Origin of the sequence: Actinoplanes sp. NPDC024001, assembly GCF_040638955.1 — a bacterium.
GTDB lineage: Bacteria > Actinomycetota > Actinomycetes > Mycobacteriales > Micromonosporaceae > Actinoplanes.
The window spans coordinates 38,141-58,311 of record NZ_JBEZZB010000050.1 but is presented as its reverse complement, the minus strand read 5'-3'; the positions used below and the strand labels follow the sequence as shown (position 1 = coordinate 58,311).

21 protein-coding genes are annotated in these 20,171 nt (G+C 73.3%); 15 read left to right on the top strand and 6 right to left on the bottom strand.

Going from position 1 to position 20,171, the window contains the following annotated elements; all coding sequences use genetic code 11:
* Positions 1 to 558, top strand: a 558-nt coding sequence (locus tag AB0F81_RS20970) for a CHAT domain-containing protein (protein WP_360199644.1), incomplete at its 5' end; no start/stop codon positions are given.
* On the opposite strand, the gene AB0F81_RS20965 is transcribed toward AB0F81_RS20970, so the two are convergent.
* Together AB0F81_RS20965 and AB0F81_RS20960 are read right to left on the bottom strand one after the other, a co-directional pair.
* The gene (locus tag AB0F81_RS20965; RefSeq protein ID WP_360199642.1) at positions 536 to 988 is read right to left on the bottom strand and encodes a hypothetical protein; all 453 of its coding nucleotides are present in this window, start codon (positions 986 to 988) and stop codon (positions 536 to 538) included. The genes AB0F81_RS20970 and AB0F81_RS20965 overlap by 23 nt on opposite strands.
* Entirely contained in the window at positions 966 to 1,562 is a 597-nt protein-coding gene (locus tag AB0F81_RS20960; protein WP_360199640.1) for a sigma-70 family RNA polymerase sigma factor, read from the bottom strand. The genes AB0F81_RS20965 and AB0F81_RS20960 overlap by 23 nt, the downstream gene beginning before the upstream one ends.
* Positions 1,563 to 1,732: 170 nt before the next feature.
* On the opposite strand from AB0F81_RS20960, the gene AB0F81_RS20955 reads away from it, so the two are divergent.
* The 7 genes from AB0F81_RS20955 (at position 1,733) to AB0F81_RS20925 (ending at position 8,999) form a co-directional block, all read left to right on the top strand.
* Complete coding sequence (locus tag AB0F81_RS20955) at positions 1,733 to 2,947, top strand: hypothetical protein (RefSeq protein ID WP_360199638.1); 1,215 nt, start codon at positions 1,733 to 1,735, stop codon at positions 2,945 to 2,947.
* Entirely contained in the window at positions 2,947 to 3,129 is a 183-nt protein-coding gene (locus AB0F81_RS20950; RefSeq protein WP_360199636.1) for a hypothetical protein, read from the top strand. The genes AB0F81_RS20955 and AB0F81_RS20950 overlap by 1 nt, the downstream gene beginning before the upstream one ends.
* An 8-nt stretch (positions 3,130 to 3,137) precedes the next feature.
* On the top strand, positions 3,138 to 4,493 hold the full coding sequence (locus AB0F81_RS20945) for a hemolysin family protein (protein ID WP_360199634.1): 1,356 nt from the start codon (positions 3,138 to 3,140) through the stop codon (positions 4,491 to 4,493).
* Positions 4,490 to 5,569 (top strand): hemolysin family protein, encoded by a 1,080-nt coding sequence (locus AB0F81_RS20940; RefSeq protein ID WP_360199632.1) that lies wholly within the window; start codon positions 4,490 to 4,492, stop codon positions 5,567 to 5,569. Before AB0F81_RS20945 ends, AB0F81_RS20940 begins: the two co-directional genes overlap by 4 nt.
* A gap of 45 nt (positions 5,570 to 5,614) precedes the next feature.
* Entirely contained in the window at positions 5,615 to 7,081 is a 1,467-nt protein-coding gene (locus AB0F81_RS20935; protein ID WP_360199630.1) for a GGDEF domain-containing protein, read from the top strand.
* A gap of 26 nt (positions 7,082 to 7,107) precedes the next feature.
* Positions 7,108 to 7,698 carry a hypothetical protein gene (locus AB0F81_RS20930; protein WP_360199628.1) on the top strand — a complete coding sequence of 197 codons (591 nt, stop codon included), beginning with the start codon at positions 7,108 to 7,110 and terminating at the stop codon, positions 7,696 to 7,698.
* A 77-nt stretch (positions 7,699 to 7,775) separates the two neighbouring features.
* Positions 7,776 to 8,999 carry an MFS transporter gene (locus AB0F81_RS20925; protein ID WP_360199626.1) on the top strand — a complete coding sequence of 408 codons (1,224 nt, stop codon included), beginning with the start codon at positions 7,776 to 7,778 and terminating at the stop codon, positions 8,997 to 8,999.
* Here AB0F81_RS20925 and AB0F81_RS20920 read toward each other — a convergent pair.
* Complete coding sequence (locus AB0F81_RS20920; protein WP_360199624.1) at positions 8,956 to 9,729, bottom strand: alpha/beta hydrolase; 774 nt, start codon at positions 9,727 to 9,729, stop codon at positions 8,956 to 8,958. The genes AB0F81_RS20925 and AB0F81_RS20920 overlap by 44 nt on opposite strands.
* 55 nt (positions 9,730 to 9,784) lie before the next feature.
* On the opposite strand from AB0F81_RS20920, the gene AB0F81_RS20915 reads away from it, so the two are divergent.
* The 3 genes from AB0F81_RS20915 (at position 9,785) to AB0F81_RS20905 (ending at position 11,827) form a co-directional block, all read left to right on the top strand.
* Positions 9,785 to 10,435: a TetR family transcriptional regulator gene (locus tag AB0F81_RS20915; RefSeq protein ID WP_360199622.1), complete on the top strand. Its 651-nt coding sequence runs from the start codon at positions 9,785 to 9,787 to the stop codon at positions 10,433 to 10,435.
* 239 nt (positions 10,436 to 10,674) lie between these two features.
* Complete coding sequence (locus AB0F81_RS20910; protein ID WP_360199620.1) at positions 10,675 to 11,250, top strand: PadR family transcriptional regulator; 576 nt, start codon at positions 10,675 to 10,677, stop codon at positions 11,248 to 11,250.
* Positions 11,192 to 11,827, top strand: coding sequence for a GyrI-like domain-containing protein (locus AB0F81_RS20905; RefSeq protein ID WP_360199618.1), 636 nt, complete (start codon positions 11,192 to 11,194; stop codon positions 11,825 to 11,827). Before AB0F81_RS20910 ends, AB0F81_RS20905 begins: the two co-directional genes overlap by 59 nt.
* A 13-nt stretch (positions 11,828 to 11,840) precedes the next feature.
* Here the strand turns inward: AB0F81_RS20905 and AB0F81_RS20900 are convergent, their stop codons facing one another.
* Complete coding sequence (locus AB0F81_RS20900; protein WP_360199616.1) at positions 11,841 to 12,770, bottom strand: WYL domain-containing protein; 930 nt, start codon at positions 12,768 to 12,770, stop codon at positions 11,841 to 11,843.
* 61 nt (positions 12,771 to 12,831) lie between these two features.
* Between AB0F81_RS20900 and AB0F81_RS20895 the strand changes: the two genes are divergently transcribed.
* Both AB0F81_RS20895 and AB0F81_RS20890 read left to right on the top strand, forming a co-directional pair.
* Positions 12,832 to 15,003 (top strand): ATP-binding cassette domain-containing protein, encoded by a 2,172-nt coding sequence (locus AB0F81_RS20895; protein WP_360199614.1) that lies wholly within the window; start codon positions 12,832 to 12,834, stop codon positions 15,001 to 15,003.
* Positions 15,004 to 15,047: 44 nt separating this feature from the next.
* The gene (locus AB0F81_RS20890) at positions 15,048 to 15,980 is read left to right on the top strand and encodes a TIGR03619 family F420-dependent LLM class oxidoreductase (protein ID WP_360199612.1); all 933 of its coding nucleotides are present in this window, start codon (positions 15,048 to 15,050) and stop codon (positions 15,978 to 15,980) included.
* Here the strand turns inward: AB0F81_RS20890 and AB0F81_RS20885 are convergent.
* Positions 15,965 to 17,044: a serine hydrolase domain-containing protein gene (locus tag AB0F81_RS20885; RefSeq protein WP_360199610.1), complete on the bottom strand. Its 1,080-nt coding sequence runs from the start codon at positions 17,042 to 17,044 to the stop codon at positions 15,965 to 15,967. The two genes, AB0F81_RS20890 and AB0F81_RS20885, sit on opposite strands and share 16 nt — an antisense overlap.
* A gap of 152 nt (positions 17,045 to 17,196) precedes the next feature.
* Between AB0F81_RS20885 and AB0F81_RS20880 the strand changes: the two genes are divergently transcribed.
* Positions 17,197 to 18,891, top strand: coding sequence for a methyl-accepting chemotaxis protein (locus AB0F81_RS20880; protein ID WP_360199608.1), 1,695 nt, complete (start codon positions 17,197 to 17,199; stop codon positions 18,889 to 18,891).
* Here the strand turns inward: AB0F81_RS20880 and AB0F81_RS20875 are convergent.
* Positions 18,863 to 19,738, bottom strand: a complete 876-nt coding sequence (locus tag AB0F81_RS20875; protein ID WP_360199606.1) for an alpha/beta hydrolase — start codon at positions 19,736 to 19,738, stop codon at positions 18,863 to 18,865. The genes AB0F81_RS20880 and AB0F81_RS20875 overlap by 29 nt on opposite strands.
* 107 nt (positions 19,739 to 19,845) lie before the next feature.
* Here AB0F81_RS20875 and AB0F81_RS20870 point away from each other — a divergent pair, with 107 nt between their 5' ends.
* Entirely contained in the window at positions 19,846 to 20,169 is a 324-nt protein-coding gene (locus AB0F81_RS20870; protein WP_360199604.1) for a helix-turn-helix domain-containing protein, read from the top strand.
* Positions 20,170 to 20,171 lie beyond the last annotated feature (2 nt).

Sequence of the window (20,171 nt, the reverse complement as noted above, 5' to 3'; positions counted from 1 at the left end):
ATCCAGCCGCCGACCCGCTCGATCCAGTCGGCGCTGCTGGTGAGCCGGTCCGCCCTCTACGACGCCCCGCTGCTGCTCACCAACGGAGCGGCGGACGCGGCGCACGTGACGGCGGCGATGCGCGGCGCGACGATGGCGCACGTGGCCGCGCACGGGCAGCCGCGCTCGGACAATCCGCAGTTCTCCTCACTGCGGCTGGCCGACGGGCCGTTCACCGTCTACGACCTGGAGATGCTGCGGGAGGCGCCGCGGCACGTGGTGCTGGCCGCCTGCGACACCGGCCGCTCGCACGTGGTCGGCGAGGAGGTGCTGGGCCTGACCTCGGCGCTGCTGAGTCAGGGCACCGAGACGCTGGTGGCGCCGGTGGTGCCGGTGCCGGACGGGGAGACCGCGCCGCTGATGCAGGCCTACCACGCCCGGCTGCGCGCCGGGAACGCCCCGGCCGAGGCGCTCGCCACCGCCCAGCAGCGCAGCCGCGCCGAGGGTGGGCTGCAGCTCGCCGCCGCGGCCGGTTTCGTCTGCCTGGGCGCGGGCCTCAGAGCCGGATCCAGTCGGTGATCACGTCGGCTGTCGCCGACCGCCAGCGCAGCCGGAACGCCTCCGGCGGCACCGCGGGCAGCGAGAAACAGCCCAGCTCGTCGGTGCGGATCCAGGAGCACTCCCCGCCGGCGAGCAGCACGCAGATGTCGCCCTCGACCGCCGGGACGACCTGCCCGACGACCAGGCCGGCGCTGCGTTCCACCTGCACCGTCACCGACGAGCAGGCGAACATCACGGTACGGTGCAGCTCGCCGCGGACCACCAGCTCACCGTCGAGCAGGGAGTCGTGGACCAGGCCGGCGAACTCGAGCTCCTCGTCCACCCCGTACCAGGCGAAGGCGCCCTCGCCGAGGGCGGCGATCCGGTCCTGTACGGCGGTCACCCCGCCCAGCGCCGAGGCGAGGTCTCGCAGCAGTCGTTCGTCGTCATCTGAGGGTCGCCATGCCACCGCGGCCACCTTTCCCTTGCTCGGATGCTTGCTCCAGGCATTCCCGCAGGCGGCGCAGCGCGCGGGCGCGCGTCGGGCCGATGCTGCCGACCGGCACGCCGAGCCGCCGGCTGATCTCGCTGTAGGAGATCGGCGGGTCGGCGGTCAGCAGCAGCAACAGTTCCCGGTGCCGGTCGGACAGCTCGGCGAACGCGGCCAGCAGGATCTGGTTGCGCTCACCGTCGAGCAGTGCCTGGTCCGGCTCGGTCGCCTCGCCGGAGTAGATGTCGTTCTCCGTGGTCGGGTCCACCGGCCGCAGCCGGCGGCCCGCCTTCAGGACCCGTACGCACTCGTTGCGCGAGATGGTGATCAGCCACATCGGCAGCGCGCGTGGCTCCCGCAGGTCGCGCAGGTGCTCGACCAGCCGCAGCCACACGGTCTGCGCCACGTCCTCGGCGTCGGCGCCGAACAGCCGGTGCTTCACGATCACCGACGCCACGAGCGGCGCGTACCGCTCGACGAGGGCCTTCCACGCACCCGCGTCTCCTTCTCCGGCCGCGGCCACCAGCGCGGTCACCGTGGACGTGTCCACCATGCTCCGACCTCCTCGTCGCGAGGGCCGTCACTGTGCGGATGTCCCCACAGGAGTCTTGATACTCGGCGACCGTGCCGCATTCCGGTGCCGAGCTGTCGGGGAGCCGACGTATCAGGACGCGGTCCGGCTGATCCGTTCTGTGAAGGAACCCGAGAAAGGGCCAACCGAAGATGCGCATCTTGACCGGCGTCAACATGGCGTCGAAGGACCTCGTCCTGGTGCACACCAGCACCGACAGGCTGGTCCGGGTGCCGCTGGCCGGCATCACCGGCTGGGAGCCCGCCGCGCCGCGGCACGCCTGGATCACCGCGGACGAACGCATTGTCTATCTCGCCACCGACGCCACGCCGGCGTTCCGGGCCTCGATCGCGGTCCTGCGCCTGGACGCCGTCGACTGGGACGCGCGCACCGCCGACCTGCGGCTGCTGCAGATCCTGCCGCTGGACGCCGCCGGCACGCCGTCCGACCTGCCGCACCTGGCCCAGGTGGACCCGCGGCAGCCGATCCCGGCCTGGACCCGCCCGTTCTACACCCGGACCACCGGACCGGCCTTCCTGCCGGGCGCGCCGTTCACCTACGTCACCCATCACACCGACGACCGGGTGCGCGGTTTCCGGATCAACGACGACGGCACGCTGGCGCCCGCGGCGGTCCTCGCTGACCGCCGGCGGACCCGCCAGATCCACAGCGTCGACTTCAACCCCGCGGGCACGCTCGGCCTGGGCACGGGCTACGACTTCGACCTCAGCGGGGTACGGGTGATGCGCCCCGACCGGGACACCGGCGAGCTGACGGTCACGCACCGCGTCGAGCTCGGCACCCCGGCACGGTACGGCGCCTTCACCCGCCGCGCGACGTGGCGTGACGACCGGTTCGCGTACACCGGGGCGCTGCAGGCCGGGCCGACCTCGCGGACCCCGCCGGGCGCGGAGATCGCCGGCCCGGGGGTCTGGCTGATCGACACCGCGGAGAACACCGCCCACCCGGTGATCGGCGCCGCCGGCCACGTCGAGGACGCCGGGGTGTTCCGGGCCCCGGCGGACGTGGCGGTCGCCAACGGCAAGCTCTACGTGGCCGAGGAGGACACCTGGGACACCAGCCCGTACGGTGACCGCGACGGTTTCCTGTCGGTCTGGGACCTGGACGACCCGGCGAAACCGCACTTCATCAAGCGGTTCCGCCCCGACGTCGAGCTGCCCGCCGAGTTCCGGGACGCGCACACCGTCACGGCCACCGCCGACGAGGACGCGGTCTTCGTCTCCAGCCGGACCGGGGACCACCTGATCCGGATCGACACCGGCACCGACAAGGTCGCCAAGGTGTGGTCCGCCGCGGACGGGCTGCACGCGTTCCACGGCGAGTTCGCCGCCGGCCGTACCCGCTGATGGCCGACGTCCGCGCCGACGAGCTGGTGATCCGGCACCACGACGACCGGGTCACCCGCTACTTCGGCGTGCGCTACTGCCTGTGGTCCGGTGGCGTCACCGTCTACCGCGACAACGCCGAGATCGGCCGGCACGAGGACGTGGTCGACGTGCAGGCGCTGACGCTCGCCGGGCGGTGTTAGTTTGGTGCGTGCTGATCGCCGTCGGGATCATGACGATCGTGCTGCTCACCGCCGCCACGGGATATTTCGTGGCGCAGGAGTTCGCCTACGTTGCCGTCGACCGCGAGCAGTTGCGGGCGCAGGCCGACCAGGGTGACGCCGCCGCGGAGCGGGCGCTGCGGGTCACCCAGAAGTTGTCGTTCGTGCTCTCCGGCGCCCAGGTCGGCATCACCGTCACCGCGCTGCTGGCCGGCTACGTCGCCGAGCCGTTCCTGGGGCGCGGCACCGCCGAGCTGCTCGGCGCGACCGGCCTGTCGCAGGCCGTCAGCACCTCGGTGTCGATGGTGTTCGCGCTGCTGTTCGCCACCGTCGTGCAGATGGTCCTGGGCGAGCTGGCCCCGAAGAACCTGGCCATCGCCAAGCCGGACACCCTGGCCCGGGCGCTGTCGCGGTCCACGCTGGTCTACCTGGCGGTGGCCGGGCCGGTGATCCGGGTGTTCGACGCCACCGCGACCCGGCTGCTGCGGGCCGTCGGGATCGAGCCGGTCGAGGAGCTGCCGCAGGGCGCCACCACCGAGGACCTGGACCGGATCATCGCCACCGCGAGCAGCGAGGGCGCCCTCGACGAACGGGCCGCCCGGCTGCTCGACCACGGGCTGGACTTCCGGATCCGCAGCGCCGCCGAGGCGATGCGCCCCCGGGTCGACGTCACCACCATCCGCGCCGGTGAGCCGGCCTCGCGGGTGGTCGAGCTGCTGGACACCGGTCACTCCCGGTTTCCGGTGATCGGCGACGACGTCGACGACGTGGTCGGTGTGGTGGCGATCGCCGACGTGGTCACGCTCGAGCCGGCGGCCCGCGCCAGCACCGCGGTGCGTGAGCTGGCCACCGCGCCGGTGGCGCTGCCCGAGTCGGCGCGGCTGCCCGAGGTGCTGGACCGGTTGAAGGAGAACCACCGGCAGATGGCGATCGTCGTCGACGAGTACGGCGGTTTCGCCGGCATCATCACCCTGGAGGACGTGGCCGAGGAACTGGTCGGCGAGATCCGCGACGAGGACGACCTGCCGGAGCCGGTGATCGAGCGGACCGGCGACTCGTCGTGGACGGTTCCGGGCCGGGCCCGGGTGGACGAGATCGCCGAGGCGACCGGGGTGCGGCTGCCCGACGACGACGCGTACGACACGGTCTCCGGGCTGATCCTGGAGCGCCTCGGCCGGCTGCCGGACGCCCGCGAGCAGGTCGACGTGGAGCTGCCGCCGCTGGTCGACGAGGACGGCGAGCTGCGTTCGCAGGGCGTCGCGCGGCTGACCGTGCTCGCGGTGCACCGGCACGTCCCCGAGCAAGTGGCGCTCACGGTGATCGAGGACGGGCAGGTTCCGGCATGAGTTACCCGTGGGCGCTGCTCGTCTCCGTACTGTTGCTGGTCTTCAACGCGTTCTTCGTGGCCGCCGAGTTCGCGCTGGTCGCCGCCAAGCGGCACCGCCTGGAGCAGGCGGCCGCGGACGGCTCGCGCGGCGCGCGGGCCGCGCTGGCCGGCACCCGCCGGCTGTCGATGATGCTGGCCGGCGCGCAGCTCGGCATCACGCTGTGCACGCTGGGCCTGGGCGCGGTCGCCAAACCGGCGGTGGCGCACCTGCTGGAGCCGGTGTTCACCGCGGCCGGCCTGCCCGGGGGCGCGGCGTACGTGGTGGCGTTCGTCCTGGCCGTCGCGCTGGTCGGGTTCCTGCACGTGGTGGTCGGCGAGATGGCGCCGAAATCGTGGGCGATCAGCCACCCGGAGACGTCGGCGCAGCTGCTGGCGATCCCGTTCGTCGGTTTCACCACCGTGCTGCGCCCGGTCCTGGCGGCGCTGAACGGGCTGGCCAACGCCTGCCTGCGCCTGGTCCGGGTGACCCCGCAGGACGAGCTGGCCCAGGTGCACAACCCCGAGCAGCTGCGCATGCTGCTGGAGACCTCCAAGGAGCACGGCACCATCGCCGACGCCGAGCACGAGCTGCTCACCGCGATGCTGGCGGTGCAGTCGACCACGGTGCGCGAGGTGATGGTGCCGGGTGACCGGATCGTCGCGGTGCGGGCCGGCGACGACGCCCGCGCGGTGGAGCTGCGCAGCATCGAGACCGGCCGGTCCCGGCTGACGGTCGCCGAGGCCGACGGCACGCTCGTCGGGGTGGTGCACGTCCGCGACGCGGCGAAGGCCACCAGCTGCGGTACGGACGCGACCGCTCGTACGCTGATGACCGCGCCGCTGCCGCTGCCCGCCGGGACCAGCGTGCTGGACGCGATCGCCGCGATGCGCCAGCAGCGCGTGCACCTCGCCCTGGTGACCGACGACGGCACGACGATCGGCCTGGTCACCCTGGAGGACCTGCTGGAGCAGGTGATCGGCCAGTTCGACGACGAGACCGACCCGGTGATCGACGCCGCCCGCCGGGCCGGGCGCACCACCGGCGGTACCCGGTAACCGCCGGTTCCTCAGGACGGCGGCGCGCCGGGCGATAGTGCCCTCGTGCGCTTGCCAGGGACGTCCGGACCGCGCCCCTCGGGGGTGACGGGCGGTTTCGTGCTGCTGGCGGCCGGTTTCGCGGTCGGTCACCTGACCGGTCCGCCGGTGGTCCGGCTGGCCCTGTTGCTCGCCTCCGGGCTGGTCGCCGCCGTCGCCGTGCTGGTCGGCGTGCACGTCAACCGGGTAGCCGACCGCCGCCCCTGGATCCTGGTGATCATCGCGCTGGTGTCGCTGAGCGTGGTGAACGCGGCCTGGCTGGCGACCGCGGTGCTGCCCATGCCGTGGCCGCAGCCGCCCGCCTGGCTGGTCGCGCCGCCGCAGATCGGCGGGTACGCCCTGCTGCTCGCCGCCAGCCTGATGATCGTGCTGCGGCACGCTCCGCGCGACGGCAGCGGCACCATCGACGCGGCGGTCGCCGGCATCGCGGTGGCCGCGCCGGTGTGGGAGTTCGTCTTCCGCCCGCGCCTGCTGCACGAGCACGCCGGCATCGGCCAGCAGCTGATCGTGCTCACCCAGATCCTGGTGCTGTTCGGCATCTGCGGCGCGCTGCTGCGGGTGGCCCGCACCTGCGGAGCGGGCCGGCCCTGCCTGGCCTACCTGTTCGCCGCGCTCGGCTGCACGGTGGCCGGGATCGCCGCGGTCAACGCCATGCCGTCGGCCGCCGAGCACCAGGCGACCGTGCCGGCGCTGTTCTTCGCCCTCGGCTATCTGTGCCTCGGCGCCGCCGGCCTGCACCCCAGCATCCTCGGGCTGATGGAGCCGAGCGTGCCGCCGGCCGGCCGTACGCCGCGCCTGCAGCTGGAGATGTTCGGCGCGGCCATGCTGGTCGTGCCGGTGGTCGGCGGCATCGGCCAGCTGCTGGGCGCGCCGCCGGACGGGCTCCTGCTCACCCTCGCGCCGATGCTGACCATCCCGCTGGTGCTGGTCCGGATCGGCCGGCTGAACGCGCAGCGCGCCCGCGACCAGCGGGCCCTGGCCCATCAGGCGGCGCACGACGAGCTGACCGGCCTGATCAACCGGCGCCGGCTGTTCGCGGTGATGGAACGGGCGATCGCCCGGCACGCCCGCGGCGAGGCCGGCGACCTGGCGCTGATCTACTGCGACCTCAACGACTTCAAACCGGTCAACGACCGGTACGGCCACGAGGCCGGCGACGAGATCCTGCGGGCCACCGCGACGCGGATCAGCGCGACGGTACGGACCAAAGACGTGGTCGCGCGGATCGGCGGCGACGAGTTCCTGGTCTTCTGCCCGGACACCGACGAGGCGGCCGCGACCGCGCTGGCCGCCCGGATCGCCGGCGCCGTGGCCGAGCCGCTGCCCTGGCACGGCCACGCGCTGCGGGTCACCGCCGCGGTGGGCACCACGCTCTGGGCCGAACGCCGCGCGGTCGCCCCGGACGTGCTGCTCGCCACCGCCGACGCCCGGATGTACGCGAACAAGCGAGCCCGCAAGAACCTCGCCGCGTGAACCCGGCGTGCGGTAGAACCTTGACCGTGACACTGACCCTCTGCACCGACCTCTCCCCCGCCGACTGGATCGCCGGCAGCGAGCTGCCCTGGAACGACCTGGTGACCTTCGGGCCCGCCGGCTTCGGCGCCTACGCGCGGCTGCGGTTCCTGCCCGATCCGGTGCGCTCCGGTCAGAACGAGAACGACGCCGAGGGGCAGGAGTGGCGCGACGAGCAGCTGCCCCGGCTGTTCGAGGTGCTGGCCACCGCGACGACGACCCCGGGCGACTGCTACTTCGCGGTCTGGGACGGCTTCGCCCGCGCGGTGCCCCGGGTCACCGTCGCGGAGGCCCCCAAGCTGGAGGTGCCGGCCCGCGACTACTGGCTGTTCCGCGGACCGCTGGCCGAGGCCGGCAACTGGGGCGCCGCCGCCGGCTGGCCCGGGCACTACGATCTCGACGACGAGGAGCCGGCGTTCGTCTGGCCGGCCGACCGGGCCTGGTGCGTGGCCAGGGACGTCGATCCGCACTGGGCCGGCATCGGCGGCGACGCGGCCCTGATCGAGCGGCTGGTCGCCGACCCGCGGCTCGACGTGGTCGCCACCGAGCACGGCGACGCGCCGCTGCCCTACCGGTGACGCGCCGGGCAGGCCGCCGGTTCCGGAACCGGCATCCATGGTGCACGATCCCCCGGCGGCGTTAGCGTGATCGGAACATGGACATCCGCCGGGCACGCATCGCCACCTCTCTGGTCTTCCTCCTGTTCGGAACGGCGCTCGGCGTGTGGACCGCGCGCATTCCGACGGTCAAGGAGAATCTCGGTCTCAGCGACGGGCGGCTGACGTTCGCCCTGCTGTCCTTCGCGGCCGGGTGCATCCTCGGCATGCTCGCGCTGGGCCGGCTGACCGACCGGTTCGGCAGCTCGCGGGTGCTGATCCCGGCGGCCTTCCTGGAAGGGCTGCTACTGATCGCGCCGGGGTTCAGCGGCGGCCTCGTCGCGCTGTCCATCGCGCTGTTCGCGTTCGGTGCGGCGCACGGCACGCTGAACATCGCGATGAACGCGAACGCGATCGAGGTGCAGCGCGCCTGGGGCCGCCCGATCATGTCGTCGTTCCACGCGATCTACAGCATCGGCGGGTTCCTCGGCGCGATCACCGGCAGCGTCTTCGCCCACCGGGGCGTCGGCGTCGGGACCACCTTCCTCGCGGTCGGCGCGGCGGTGCTGGTGCTGGCGGCCTGGGCGTCCCGCTGGCTGCTGCCGGGCGCGCCGGCCGCCGCCGGGGAGCCGGGCCCGGAGGTGGACGGCGCACGCCCGGGCGGGCGGTCGCTGATGCTGGTCTTCTTCGGTGTGCTGGTGCTGTGCACGCTGGTCGGCGAGGGCGCGGCGGCCGACTGGAGCGCCGTCTACCTGCGCGACAACCTGGGCGCGTCGACCGGGTTCGCGGCGTACGGCTACGCCGCCTTCTCGATCATGATGACGGCCGGCCGGCTCTTCGGGGACCGCCTGGTCACCGCCCTGGGCCCGGTGCTGCTGGTCCGGCTCAGCGGCGCGCTGGCCGCCCTCGGTCTCGGCACCGCGCTGGTGCTGGACCATCCGTGGGCGGGCGTGGCCGGTTTCGGGCTGCTCGGCGTGGGCCTGTCCTGCATCGCCCCGCAGGTCTTCTCGGCCGCCGGCAACCTGGACCCGCAGCGGGCCGGGCGCGCGTTGTCGCTGGTGGTGAGCATCGGCTACGCCGGTTTCCTGCTCGGCCCGATCCTGATCGGCGCGGTCGCCACGGTGGTCGGCCTGCCCGCGGCGCTGTGGATCCCGGTGGTGCTGGCCCTGTTCGTCGCCGCCAGCGCGGGTGCGATGCGGACGACGACGGCGGCCGATCATGGATCGCGTCCCGGCCGGTTCAGCCGGACGGGTGCTCCCGGCGCGCCAGGAAGCCGGCGATGACCTCGGGACTCTCCAGGTAGACCTCGTGGCTGCCGGCGCCCTTCACGGTCAGCGGCGGCCGCCCGGTCACCTCGGCGAGACGGTCACCGATGGCCTGGTGCAGCGGGTGGGGCGTCTCGCTCAGGGCGACGACGGCACGGCCGGCCGGGATCTCGCCGGCGCCGAAGGTGCGGGCCGTGATGAGCGGGCCGTCGTCACGCAGGATCGCCTCGGCGTTCGCCTCGGCCTGCCGGACCGTCGGCGAGTCGAGGTCCGCGGCACCCTGGGACAGGGTTCGCAGCAGCACGTGATAGGCCCCGCGCCAGTCGCCCGGATGCTCGCGCAGGTGCCGCTCGTAGGGCTCGTGCAGCGCCACCCGCAGCTGCTCGCCGTCGGGCAGCATGCCGACGGCCGGGGGCTCCCAGGCGATCACCTCGGCGACCAGGCCGGGGTGACGGGCGGCCAGGGCGAGAGCGACGATCCCGCCGGAGCTGAAGCCCAGCACCGTGGCGGGCGCCGCGTCCAGCTCACGCAGGAGCGCGGCGGCGTCGTCGGCGTGCTGGTCGGCGCCGGAGCCGGGCCAGTCGTCGCGGGTGCTGCCGCCGGTGCCCCTGCGGTCGTACCAGATCACCCGGCGACCGCGGGCGGCGATGGCCCGGGCCTGCCTGGTGAGCATGGTGGCGTCCTCGGCGCCGCCGTGGATGAGCAGAACCGACGGCCCGTCGCCCGCGGTCCGGTAGGCGAGACGCATGGTGGTGTCCTTTCGCTTCAGTCGAACTGAATCCAATGCAGGCTAGAGTAAGCGAATGACCGCGCCCCGCCGCTACGACGCCAGAAGCCGACAGTTGCAGGCTCGCCAGACCCGGGAGCGGATCCTGGAGGTCGCACGGCGGCTCTTCGTCGAGCAGGGCTATGCCGCCACCGCGATCGAGCAGATCGCCACCGCGGCCGGAGTCTCCGGGCGGACCGTCTTCGCCGGCTTCGGCTCCAAGATCAATCTGTTGAGGCAGGCAGTGGACACCGCGATCGCCGGTGACAGCGACGACGTCCCGCTCGCCCAGCGGCCGGCCATGCTGCTCGTGCACCAGGCGCCCACCGCGGCCGAGGCCTTCGAGCGGCTCGCCGACGCCTACGCCGAGGTCGTGCAGCGGGCCTACGGCATCTACTCGGTGGTGCACCGCGCCGCGGACGCCGATCCCGAGATCGCCGAGCTGGAGCGGCTGATCGAGGCGCAGCGCCTGACCGGCGCCGGGCAGCTCGCCGCCACGCTGGCCGGCCGGCTCGGCGTCACCGACCCGGAGGCGATCGCCTACATGCGAGACGTCCTGTGGACCGTCGGCTCACCGCTGCAGTACGGGCTGCTGGTCCACGGCCGCGGCTGGACCGTCGACCGCTACCGGGACTGGTCCGCCCGCGCGCTCGCCGCCCTGGTCCCGCCGTCAGGCGTCGCGGCGTAACCGCACCAGGCAGGTCGGCGCCACCACCATCAGCGCGCGGAACGTGCCGCTGATGACCTGCTGCCAGTTGCTGTTCACGTTGCCGACCTGGTTGATCAGGTCTGGATGACGCCGAGCAGCAGCACCCCGGCGACGGTGCCGGTCAGCAGGGTCCCGCAGAGCGGCCCGTCCGGAGAAGCCGGGGCGCCTCGACCGGGACCGCGGAACCAGCGCTTATATTCTAGTGCTAGAATAGCGCCGTGGAGCTGACATCCGCCGAGCTGACCGTGCTGGGGCTGATCATCGAGCGGCCGCAGCACGGCTATGACCTGGAGCGGGTCATCGAGCAGCGCGGCATCCGGCAGTGGACCGACATCGGCTTCTCGTCGATCTACTACCTGCTCGCCAAGCTGGAGAAACGCGGCCTGCTCCACACGCCGCACGGGCCGGCGACCGGGAAGTCCCGCCGGGTCTTCCACGCCACGCAGAGCGGGCGCGAGGTCGCGGCACGCACGGCCCTCGCCCTCGTCGCCGAGCCGATGCCGGTCGCCAACCCACTGCTGGTGGGTGTGGCCAACCTGCCGTTGCTGTCCGATCAGGACTATGCGCAGGCGCTGCGTGACCGACTCGGGAAGATCGAGGCGCGGATCGCCGCGGTGCGGGCGGCGCAGCACGTGCAGGGTCCCCTCCCGCGGGCGGCGCGTGAGGTGTTCTCGTTCTCGCTGAGCCTCCTGGAGGCAGAAAGGCAGTGGCTCGCCTCCCGAGTCCAGGTGCCCGATGACACTCAAGACCGACTTCAAGAAGGACCTCGACAGCTACCGGGCGCGACGGGGTGAGTTCCGGATCCTGGAGGTGCCCGCCCTGCGCTATCTGATGATCGACGGCCACGGCGATCCGAACACGTCGCCCGAGTTCACCCAGGCGGTCGAGGCGCTCTACCCGGTGGCGTACCGGATGAAGTTCGCCAGCAAGAACGACCTGGGCCGGGACTACACGGTCCCGCCGCTGGAGGGCCTGTGGTGGGCCGACGACATGGACTCGTTCACCACGGCGCGCGACAAGTCCCGGTGGGACTGGACCATGATGCTGATGGTGCCGGACTGGATCGACGACGCCATGGTCGCCGCCGCCGTCGAGCGCGCCGGGGCGAAGAACAGACCGGCACGGCTCGGCGACGTCCGGCTGGAGACCCTGTCCGAGGGCTGTTGCGTGCAGACGCTGCACGTCGGCTCCTTCGACGACGAGGCGGACGTGCTGCAGCGGCTGCACCACGATGTCATCCCCGGGCAGGGCCTGACGATGACCGGGAAGCATCACGAGATCTACCTCAGCGACTCTCGCAAGGTCGCGGCGGAGAAGCGGCGCACCATCCTCCGGCAGCCGGTGAAGGCAGCCGGCGAAGGCAGCCGATGAAGGCAGCCGGCGACTAGGTGATCCGGGCGGTGAAGCGCAGCCAGGCGGCGCGCACCGAAGCGGGTGAGTGGACGACGACGTCGGCGTCGAGGAAGGCCAGACCGGGCAGCAGCCACTGCCAGGCGTCGACCGTCACCACGGCGCGGGTGCGGTCGGCGGACAGTGCCGTCAGGTCGGCCTCGTGGTGGCGCAGGGCGTCGGCGACGGCGGTGAGCGGCGCGTGCACCGTCAGCACCACCCGCTGACTGTCCTTGCCGAGGCCCTGCCGCAGGTAGTCGAGACCGGTCCGGGCGGGCAGCGGCCGCTCGGCATAGGGATGGCCGGTGTCGACGGGGTCGGTGATCCGGTCGATGCGGAACACCCGCCAGTCGTCGCGCCCGGTGTCGAAGGCGAGCAGATACCAGCGCAGCCGCAGGTGCAACTGCCGGTACGGCTCCACCCGGCGCAGCTCGCCCGCGTACCGGAAAGTGATCTGATGCCGGTGGGCGATCGCCTCGGCGAGCAGGCTCATGGTGGCCGCGCTGGTGCTCGGCGCCGGCGTGCGGCCGGCCTCCAGGCCGGACCGCAGGGCGCTCACCCGGTGCCGCAGCCGCCGCGGCAGGAACTGGTCGAGTTTGCCGTAGGCGCGGGCCGCCGCGTCGTCGACGCTGCCGCTGCCGGCGCTGCCCGACGCCGCGAGCGTGGCCAGGCCGAGCATGGCCGCCACCGCCTCCTCGTCGTCGAGCAGCAGCGGCGGCATGACGGTGCCGCGGGACAGCCGGTAGTAGCCGCCGGGGCCGGGCTGGGTCTGGACCGGGTAGCCGTAGCCGCGCAGCTTCTCGATGTCGCGGCGCAGCGTGCGCGGACTGGTGCCGAGCCGGCCGGCGAGCTCGTCGCCGCTGAACGCCCGCCCGGTCTGCAGGGTGGCCAGCAGGGCGAGGACGCGTTGCGTGACGTCGGCCATTCCCGCAGTCTGCCGGTAATCGCGGTCATTTTCCGGCCACATCTGCTCGTAGCGTCGGCGCATGTCTTCCCCGCAGCGCACGATCAGCATCCGCCAGGCCCGGACCAACAACCTGAAGGCGCTCGACCTGGACGTGCCCCGCGGGCGGCTCGTGGTGTTCGCCGGCGTGTCCGGATCCGGCAAGTCGTCGCTGGTGTTCGACACCATCGCGGCGGAGGCGAGCCGCCAGCTGTCCGAGACGTTCCCGCCGTTCACCCGCAACCGGCTGCCGCGGTGGCGCCGGCCGGACGTGGCCCGCATCGACGGGCTGTCCCCGGTGGTGGTGATCGACCAGCGGCGGCTCGGCGGCAACGCCCGGTCCACGGTCGGGACGGTCACCGGCGCCTGGAGCCACCTGCGGCTGCTCTTCTCCCGGCTGAGCACCCCGCACGTCGGCGAGTCCCACCGGTTCTCCTTCAACGACCCGGCCGGCATGTGCCCGGTCTGCTCCGGCCTGGGCGAGACGGTGGTCACCGACGTGGACCGGGTTCTCGACCTGGACCGGTCGCTGCGCGACGGCGCGATCCGGCTGCCCGGCTTCGGCGACGGCGGCTACTGGCAGAGCAAGTACGCCGGCACCGGCAAGGACACCCCGCTGCGGGACTGGACACCGGAGCAGCGCGAGACTCTTCTCCAGGGTGTCGTTCAGCGGTTCGAGCGGATCTACCTGCACACCACCGCCGAGCTGTCCGACCGCAAACGCGACGTGATCGCCCGTTTCACCCGGTCCCAGTCGTGCCCGGAATGCCGCGGCGACCGGTTGAATCCGGCCGCCCGCACCGCCACGGTCGCCGGCCGTACCATCGCCGAGCTGGCCCGAACGGAGATCACCGAGCTGGTGGAATGGGTCGCCGGCATCCGCGACCCGGCGACGCTGCCGGTGGTCGAGTCGCTGCGGGAGCGGCTGGCCGCGATGGTCGCGATCGGTCTCGGCTACCTGCACCTGGGCCGGGCCACCGCCACCCTGTCCGGCGGCGAGTCGCAGCGGGTCAAGACCGTGAAGCATCTCGGCAGCAGCCTGATCGAGATGCTGTACGTGTTCGACGAGCCGACCGCCGGCCTGCATCCGGCCGATGTGGACGCGATGATCGCGCTGCTGCTCCGGCTGCGCGACGCCGGCAACACCGTGCTGGTGGTCGAGCACGACCCGGCGGTGATGGCGGTTGCCGACGAGATCGTCGAGATCGGGCCGGGCGCCGGCGAGAACGGCGGCGCCCTGGTCTTCCAGGGCACGTTCGCCGAGCTGACCCGGGCCGGCACACCGACCGGCGCCGCCCTGGCCCAGCCGCCGAACGGCGACCGCCGCCCCCGCTCGCCGCGCGGCACGATCCCGGTCACCGGCGCCAACCGCAACAACCTGCGCGACGTGAGTGTCGACCTGCCGGCGGGCGTGCTGACCGTGCTGACCGGGGTCGCCGGCTCCGGCAAGTCCAGCCTGGCCGCCGACCTCGTGGCCCGGCACGACGCCGTGGTGATCGACCAGCGGCCGGTCAGCACGAACAGCCGGTCGACGCCGATCACGTACACCGGCATCGCCGCCGCGATCCGCAGGCTGTTCGCCGCGCGCAACCGGGTGCCGGCCGCGCTGTTCAGTTCGAACTCGGCCGGCGCCTGCCCGGCCTGCGACGGCCGCGGCGTGATCGTGACCGACCTGGCGTTCCTGGCCGGCCAGGAGACGGTCTGCGAGGTGTGCGGCGGGCGCCGGTTCACCGCCGAGGTGCTGCGGCACCGGGTCGACGGGCTGTCCATAGCGGACGTCGACGAGATCACCATCGCCGAGGCCGTGCACCGGCTGCCGGATCCGGCGATCGCCCGGGCCCTGCGGCAGCTGGACGAGATCGGCCTCGGCTACCTGCGGCTGGGCCAGCGGATGAACACCCTCTCCGGCGGCGAGGCGCAGCGCGTGAAGATCGCCAAGGAGCTGCGCGACGCGGCCGGCCCCACCCTGTACGTGCTGGACGAGCCCACCACCGGCCTGCACCTGCACGACGTCGGCGTGCTGCTGCACGCGCTGGACCGGCTGGTCGGCGACGGGCACACGGTGGTCGTCATCGAGCACCATCGGGAGGTCGTCCGGCACGCCGACTGGCTGGTCGACCTCGGCCCGGGGCCGGGCCGGCACGGCGGCCGGGTGCTTTACGCCGGCCCGGTCGCCGGCATCCCGGACACCCTCACCGGCCGTGCCCTGCGGTGACGCCGGGCACCGCAATCGTCTGTCTTTTGTGGAATCGTGGGGCCATGGTCAAACTCGGTGTCAGCCTGCCCCAGTTCCAGCACTACACCCCCGGCAAGGACGTGGTCGCCGCCGCCCGCGCCCTGGAGGAGATCGGCTTCGACAGTCTGTGGGCCTTCGAGCGGGTCCTGGTTCCGGAGGACCAGAGCGGCCCGCACGGGCTCTACGGCGTGCCCGGCCTGCCCTGGCCGGACGTCTACCGCGGCGTCACCGACGCGCTGACCACCCTGGCCATGGCGGCCGCGGTGACCGAGCGGATCGAGCTGGGCACCGGCGTGCTGGTGGTGCCGCTGCACCTGCCGCTGCGGCTGGCGCGGCAGCTGGCGACGCTGGACTCGGCGAGTGGCGGCCGGGTGATCGCCGGCCTGGGCGCCGGCTGGTCGCCGGACGAGTTCGCCGCCACGACCGAGGTGCCGCTGCGCGAGCGGGGCCGGGCGCTGGACGACTTCCTGGACATCGCGGCCGAGGTGTGGGGGCCGAACCCGGTCAGCTTCAAGACCCGGCGCTACGAGGTGGCGCCCGCCGACATCGGCCCCAAGCCGGCCCGGCGCATCCCGGTGCTGCTGGCGGCGAGCTCCGACCGCGCCCTGGCCCGGGTGGCGCGGCGGGCCGACGGATGGCTGCCGACGGCCGTCCCGCCGGCGCAGGTGGGTGCGACGCTGCGCCGGCTGCGGGAGATGGCCGAGGAGAACGGCCGCGACCCGCGGGAGATCACCTGCACGGTGCAGATCGGCACGGGCGACCTGACCGAGTCGGCCGAGCAGCCCCGCCCGCCGTACGCGGGGAATGTCGCCCAGCTGGCCGAGGACGTGGCGGCGCTGGCCGAGGCCGGCGCCGACCATGTCTACGTGACGCTGCCGGCGGCGACCCGCGACGTGCACGAGCTGATCGACCGGGCCGCCGAGTTGCACGCGGCGGTGCGTCAGCAGAACGCCTGATCGAGCAGGGCGTCGACGGCGTCGTCCGGGTCACCGCGGAAGTTCGGCGTGATCGCCACGGTGACCTGGCGGCGCCGGTCCGCCGTGCCGTAGGACCAGGTCTGGTAGGTGAGGGCGTCGCCGTCGTTGCCGAACAGCTCGACGCCGCAGACGGTGACGTGCCGGGCCAGCCCGAGGCCGTGCCGGGAGCCCTCGACGCCCGGCTCGCGCATCTCGGCGAGCAGGTGGGCGGGCAGCAGGCGCCCGCCGAGCAGGGCGTCGAAGAACCGGCGCAGGTCCGCCGCCGTGGAGATCATCTCGCCGGCCGCGCCGAACAGCGACGGGTTCATCTCGGTGAGGTCGACCAGGCCGTCCGGGCCGGGCACGTAACCGCGCGAGTGCGGGCCGCGGATCCACGGCGACGTGCCCGGCATCGTGGTGCCGTGCAGCCGCAGCGGCCGGATGATGCGCCGTTCGATCTGGTCGCCGTAGGAGCCGCGGCCCGCCTTCTCGACGACCTGGCCGAGCAGCAGATATCCGGTGTTCGAGTACCGGTACGCGGAACCCGGCTTCGGGAAATCCGGTGGCTGGGTCAGGGCCCGCTGGATCAGCTCGGTGGCGGTCCAGGTGCGCCACCGGTTGGCGAAGAACTCCGCCGACGGCGGTTTCGGCACCACGGGCAGCACGTCGGGCAGCCCGCTGGTGTGGTTCAGCAGGTGCCGCAGCCTGATCGCGGAACCGTTCGGGACGACGCCGGGCAGCCAGTTCTCCACCGGGTCGTCCAGCCCCAGCTTCCGCTCGGCGGCGAGTTGCAGCACCACTGTCGCGAGGAACGTCTTGGTGATGCTGCCGGCCCGGAACCGCCCGTGCGCCGGGACCGGCCTGCTCGTGCCGAGGGCCGCGACACCACTGGTGCCGCGCCAGGTGCCGTGCTCGTCGCGTACCTCGAGGGAAGCGCCGACCGCGCCGGCCGCCACCACGTCGTCCAGCTCGCGCTGCAGGGGATGGTGCGGCGCGGCGGCGGCCGCGGCCGGCGCTGCCAGCACCGCCAGCGCCGTCGCCATGCTCAGGAATGCTCGTCTCATGGATCAAGCCAACCGCTCACCGTCGGCTGTGGACATCCGGGAGCGCCCGGAGGCGTCCCCCTCAGGGTTGCGGCTCGCCGATGGCGAGGTGATGTCTCGCACGCCACAGCGGTAAAGCTCAGACCCTTGACCGGGTTGCCGATCGGGTGCCCATGCGACTTCTCCGCCGCCTCGGGCCGGTTCTCGGCGCCCTCGTGGTCTGCGTCCTCGGCTTCCTTCTGCTGCGGCAGGTCGCCACGTCCGCCTTCGACGACCTGGAGGCTCGGCAGGTGGCGCAGGACGCCGACCGGATCCGGATCGGGCTGGACGGCCAGGCGCGCCTGCTCACCGTCTTCGGGGTCACCAACAGCATCTGGGACAACAGCCACCTCGACGTGGCGCGCGGCGACCGGGACGCGTTCGCCGCGGACTTCCCGCCGGCCTCCCAGCACACCGACAACGACCTGGACGGCATCCTCGGCGTCGGGCCGGACGGCACGCTGCGCGTCGGCGGGCTGACCAGCGGCGGGGACGAGTTCACCGCGGTACCGGCCGAGTTGTCCGACCCGGCCCTGCTCAAGCGTCTCTACGACGCGGACGCCCCGGCCGGCACCGCGGTCTGCGGGCTGCTCGCGGCCGGCGGCGGATATCTGTTCTGCGGACTCGGCGCGTTCCCGAGCAGCGGCGAGGGCGAGCCGTCCGGCGGGCTGATGCTGCTCAAGCAACTCTCCGCGGAACGCCTCGCCGCACTCGGCGCCGACCTGGGCCTGACCGTCACGGCCGTCGGCGGCACCCGGCCGGGCGCCACCGCGCAGCCGGCGCTGACCAGCCTGGCCGGCCCGGTGAACGTGCACACCGCGGTGCTCGGCGACGACCGGATCGCGGTCGACGCCGGCATCGCCACCGTCGACGGCGCGACCCTGACCCTGGAGGCGGTGCAGCCGCGCCCGATGTACCAGGCGGCGACCAGCACCGCGCAGCGCCTGTTCGCGCTGATGGCGGTCGCCACCGTGGCGCTGGTGCTGCTGATGCGCTGGTCCACCCGGCGGGCGCTGCGCAACCGGGTGCGGCCGCTGCGGCACACCACCGAGCAGATCATCGCCTCCGGCGACCACACGCTGCGGATCAACGCCACCGGCACGGACGACATCGCGGCGCTCGGCAAGGCGGTCGACACCATGCTCGACAAGATCAGCACGAACGAGGAGCTGCTGCGTACCGAGCAGGAGCAGCGGCAGGCGGAGCTGCGCCGCGCGCACGAGGAGCAGACCGCGGCCCAGCAGGCTGCCCAGGAGGCCGCGCGGGAGCTGGTCACCGGCACGTCCACGATGGTCAGCGCGCAGCTCACCGGCGTCTCCGAGCGGGCCGGCACGGTCGGTTCGGCGGCGGCGCGCATCGAGAGGCAGGTCGCTGACGTACGCGCGGCCGCCGCTCGCCTGCTGGCCGGCAACGCGACCGCCGGCGAGGCGGTCGGCACGCTGCACGACAGCCTGCGCAAGGTCGACGAGGTGGCCCGGTTCATCGGCGGCCTCGCCAAGCAGACCAACCTGCTCGCCCTGAACGCCACCATCGAGGCGGCCCGCGCCGGTCAGGCCGGCGTCGGCTTCGCGGTGGTCGCCGACGAGGTCAAGACGCTCGCCGCGACCACCGCCGAATCCACCGAGACGATCAGCGTCACGCTGGACGAGCTGAACGCGCACATCGAGGCGGTCGTCGCCATCATGGCGACGATGACCGCGGCGATCACCGACATCGACACGACGACCGCGCAGGCGCAGTCGATGACCGCGGAGCAGGCGGGCACCCTGACCGCCCTCGACGAGGAGGTCGCGGCGGCGATCAGCCGGCTCGCCCGCCTGCACGGCTGAGCGAAGCGTGCAGGAAGGTGGCGGCGGTGTCGGCGGCCTCGGTGACGTACGGCTCCACGTCGTACAGGTCGATGTGCTGCTTGGCGTCGAGCCAGTGGATCCGCTTGGGGCCGGCCGCCTCGGCGTGCACGGCCGCGGCCAGCTCCGGGGAGCAGTAGTCGTCGGTGCGGCCGTGCACGACCAGCAGCGGGGTCTCGCCGAGCAGGGGCGCCGCGCCGAGGGCGTCGAAGGTCATCAGCGCGTGCAGCGAGCCGTGGGTGACCCGGTTCTCCCAGTGCGCCGCCGCCGAGCGCGCCGTGCCGTAGTAGGCGTACGGCTCGTCGCCGGGCATCGCCGCCGTGCCGCCGCCGGGAGCGACCGCGGGCAACTCCTCGTCGTAGCGCTCGATGAAGGAGCGCAGGGCCCGGCGGTAGCCGGCCGGGTCGCCGGCGCTGAACCGGGCCGGGCTGTTGTAGGCGCCGGCGATGCCGACGACGGCGCGGATCCGCGGGTCGGCGGCGGCCGCGCGGACCGCGTATCCCCCGCCCAGGCAGATGCCGACCGCCGCGATCCGGGCCCTGTCCACCGCCGGGTGCGCGGCGAGCAGCGAGACCGCCGCGCGCAGGTCGGCGAGTTTGCCCTGGCTGTCCTCGTGCGCCCGGCGCCCGCCGCTCTCGCCGAAACCGCGATGGTCGAAGGCCAGCGTGGTGATGCCGCGCTCGCGCAGCCGCGCCGCGTATCCCCCGGTGACCTGCTCCTTGACGCCGGTGAAGGGTCCGGTGAGGACCACCGCCGGAGCGCCGTCGCCGGCGACGGCGAGGTGCCCGGCCAGCGTGATCCCGTCGGCGGTGAAGGTGACTCGTTCCACGGCGGTTTCCTCTCGACGTCTATCGTTCGACTCGACGCTAGGCCGCGCGCCGCGCGTCGGACAGAAGGCACTTCGCGGTGCCCTTCGACGGATCCCGGGGGAAGCTCATGGCGCTGGTCGTTCCGGACGTGCTGGAGGAGGGCTGCACCACCCGGCAGGCCCTCGAGCGGCTCGCCTCCAAGTGGCGGGTGCTGCTGATCTACGCGCTGCTGGCCGGGCCGCAGCGGCACGCCGAGCTGCGCCGCCGCGTTGCCGGGATCAGCCAGAAGGTGCTGACCGAGACGCTGCGCGAGATGGAACGCGACGGGCTGGTGCACCGCCGCGTGCTCAAGGAGTCGCCGCCGCAGCACGTCGAGTACGAGCTGACCGCTCTCGGCAAGTCCCTGCAGGAGCCGCTCGCCGCGATCTGCGACTGGGCCGCGCGGCACTGACA